The following is a 3,173-nucleotide window of genomic DNA, read 5'->3' on the forward strand; positions in this document are numbered from 1 at the left end:
GCGACTCCCCCTCAAGGGGGGAGTGATGGGGAGAGTGGGGCGGCAGCCGGCTCCGGGGGGAGTGATGGGGAGAGTGGGGCGGCAGCCGGCTCCAGGGGGAGTGATGGGGAGAGTGGGGCGGTTTGCCGGGCCGGGTACGCCCGCTGCCGGGGGCCGGGGCGCTCTTCCCTGGCGCGCCCCAGGCTAAGCGCCGCCTAGACCGAGCAGTTGCGGCAATCCTTCCAGGGACGGCAATTCCGCGGACGGCGTTGCCGGGAGCCGCTCGCGCCCTTGCCCCAGGCGGTTGATCCAGACGGCGCGCATACCGCAGGCGGCGGCGCCGGCCGCGTCCCAGGCGTTGGCGGATTGGAAGGCGATGCGCCCGGCCTCCACGCCGAGGCGCTCCGTCGCCAGGCGGTACACCCGCGGCTCGGGCTTGTAGATCCCGACCTCCTCCGCGGACCAGACGGCATCCAACAAGCCCGCGATGCCGCTATGCCGCACGGCGGCGTCCAGCATGGCGGGCGTGCCGTTGGAGAGGATCGCGGTGGTCATGCCCGCGTCCCTGAGCGCGCGCAGCACCGCGGGCGCCTCCGGGTGGCAATCCAGCGCCAGGTACGCGCCGAGCAGGTCGTCGCGCAGGGCGCGGTCTTCGATGCCGTGCGCCTCCAGGGCGTAATCCAGGCTGTCCGCCGTGACCTGCGCGAAATCGCCGTGCCGCCCCATCAGGCTGCGCAGCCAGGCGTATTGCAGCTGTTTGGCGCGCCACAATTCCGATACCGCTTGCGCCTGTGGGCCGAGGCGCCCGGCGTGGCGTTCCGCCGCCGAGTGCACGTCGAACAAGGTGCCGTAGGCGTCGAACACGCAGGCCGCTATGCGGTCGAACATCGGCGGGCAGTTCCTGGCGCCGGCGCGGTTTGGCGGGCGGGGCTTGTTCTAGGCACGGGTCGGCAGCCTCGATTCGGGTCGGGATCGTTGGCGCAGGGTAACAGACTATCCGCCTCGATCGGAGTATTCTTGCTTGCACGGGCCGGGAAGTCGGCGCTTCGTTCGGCTGGCGCGACGAATCCGGCAACGGCAAGGGGCGGCATGGAAAACGATCAAAGCAATCGCGGCGGCAATCACGGCAGCAATCGCGGCGGCGGCAATCACAGCTCTTACTGGCGCGAAAATATTCGCACCATCGTTATCTGCATGGCGGTCTGGTTCGTCGTCTCTTACGGCTTCGGCATCTTGTTCGCGGACCTGCTGGACCGGATCCGGTTTTTCGGTTTTAAGCTGGGATTCTGGTTCGCGCAACAAGGTTCGATTTACGTGTTCCTCGCGCTCGTCGTGTTCTACGCGCGGCGCATGAATATGCTGGACCGCAAGCATAACGTGGACGAAACGGAATAAGCGCCGTGGAACTGCAAACGATCTCCTTCCTGGTCGTCGGGCTGACGCTGGCGCTGTACATCGGGATCGCGTTCTGGTCCCGCGTCGCCTCCACCGGCGACTTTTACGTCGCCGGCAAACACGTGCATCCCGTGACCAACGGCATGGCGACCGCGGCCGACTGGATGTCGGCGGCCTCGTTCATCTCGATGGCCGGTCTGATCGCTTTCCTGGGCCGCGACGGCTCCATATACCTGATGGGCTGGACCGGCGGCTATGTGCTGCTGGCCATGCTGATCGCGCCGTACTTGCGCAAGTTCAACAAATACACCGTGCCGGATTTCATCGGCGACCGGTATTACTCCAACGTGGCGCGCACCGTGGCGGTCGTCTGCCTGCTGTTCGTGTCCTTCACCTACGTCGCCGGCCAGATGCGCGGCGTCGGCATCGTCTTCTCCCGTTTTCTGGAGGTGGACATCAACACCGGCGTCGCCATCGGCATGGGCATCGTGTTTTTGTACGCGGTGCTGGGCGGCATGAAGGGCGTTACCTATACTCAGGTGGCGCAGTACTGCGTGCTGATTTTCGCCTATACCGTGCCGGCGTTTTTCCTGTCCTTCCAGCTGACCGGCAACCCGTTGCCGCAGGCCGGTTTCGGCAGTACGCTGAGTGAAGGCCCGCAGGCGGGCCGGTATCTGCTGCATGCGCTGGACGAAACGCTCACGGAGCTGGGCTTCGGCGCCTACACGGCGGGGAACAAATCAACCGCGGATGTCTTCTTTATCACCGCGGCGCTGATGTGCGGCACCGCCGGCCTGCCGCACGTGATCGTGCGTTTTTTCACCGTGCCGACGGTGCGCGCGGCGCGCGTCTCCGCCGCCTGGGCGCTGCTGTTTATCGCGCTCCTGTACTCCACCGCGCCGGCGGTCGGCGCCTTTGCCCGAATGAACCTGGTCAACACGGTGCAGGATGCCTCCTACGCCGCAATTCCCCGGTGGTTCAAGAATTGGGAGAATTCCGGACTGATCGCCTGGCTGGATAAAAACGGCGACGGCAGGATCCAATACGCCGCCGGCGCGCCGTTCGAGGGCAAGCCGGCTTATGCCGGCAGTGCGGACGATGCCGCCGCCCGCGGCCCGCATGGCGAGCGCGGCTTGAGCAACGCGCCGGCCGAAGGGCGCAATGAGCTGTACGTGGACCGCGACATCATGGTGCTGGCGAATCCGGAAATCGCCGACTTGCCGAACTGGGTGATCGCGCTGGTCGCGGCCGGCGGATTGGCTGCGGCGCTGTCAACGGCGGCGGGGCTGCTGCTGGTGATCTCCTCGGCGATCTCGCACGACCTGCTGAAAGGCGTGATCGCGCGCGGCCTGAGCGAACGGCAGGAATTGACGGCGGCGCGCATCTCCGCGGCGGTGGCGATTTTCATCGCCGGGCTGTTCGGGATCCACCCGCCCGGCTTTGTGGCGCAGGTGGTGGCCTTTGCCTTCGGTCTCGCGGCCTCGTCGTTCCTGCCGGTCATCATGCTGGGCATCTTTTCCAGGCGCATGAACAAGGAAGGCGCGATTGCCGGCATGTTGGCGGGGCTGTGCTTTACCTTCGGCTACATCGTGTTCTTCAAGTTCATAGCGCCCGAACGGAACGATGCCGAATACTGGCTGTTCGGCATTTCGCCGGAAGGCATCGGCACGCTGGGCATGATCCTGAACTTCGTCGTCGCCATCGCCGTCAGCCGCCTCACCGCGCCGCCGCCGGAGGCAGTGCAGCGCCTCGTGGAAGACATCCGCGTACCGCAGCGGCGAATTCCGCCGCCCGCGCCC

3 protein-coding genes are annotated in these 3,173 nt (G+C 66.4%); 2 read left to right on the top strand and 1 reads right to left on the bottom strand.

Features of this window, described 5'->3' with window-relative positions:
- Window positions 1-183 precede the first annotated feature (183 nt).
- Window positions 184-867: a haloacid dehalogenase type II gene (locus OXU43_03590; GenBank protein ID MDD9824239.1), complete on the bottom strand. Its 684-nt coding sequence runs from the start codon at window positions 865-867 to the stop codon at window positions 184-186.
- Between the two features lie 201 nt (window positions 868-1,068).
- Between OXU43_03590 and OXU43_03595 the strand changes: the two genes are divergently transcribed.
- Window positions 1,069-1,374 (top strand): DUF4212 domain-containing protein, encoded by a 306-nt coding sequence (locus tag OXU43_03595; GenBank protein MDD9824240.1) that lies wholly within the window; start codon window positions 1,069-1,071, stop codon window positions 1,372-1,374.
- Window positions 1,375-1,379: 5 nt separating this feature from the next.
- A partial coding sequence (locus OXU43_03600) for a cation acetate symporter (GenBank protein ID MDD9824241.1) occupies window positions 1,380-3,173 on the top strand: 1,794 nt, incomplete at its 3' end.

This window comes from Gammaproteobacteria bacterium (assembly GCA_028817255.1).
GTDB lineage: Bacteria > Pseudomonadota > Gammaproteobacteria > Porifericomitales > Porifericomitaceae > Porifericomes > Porifericomes azotivorans.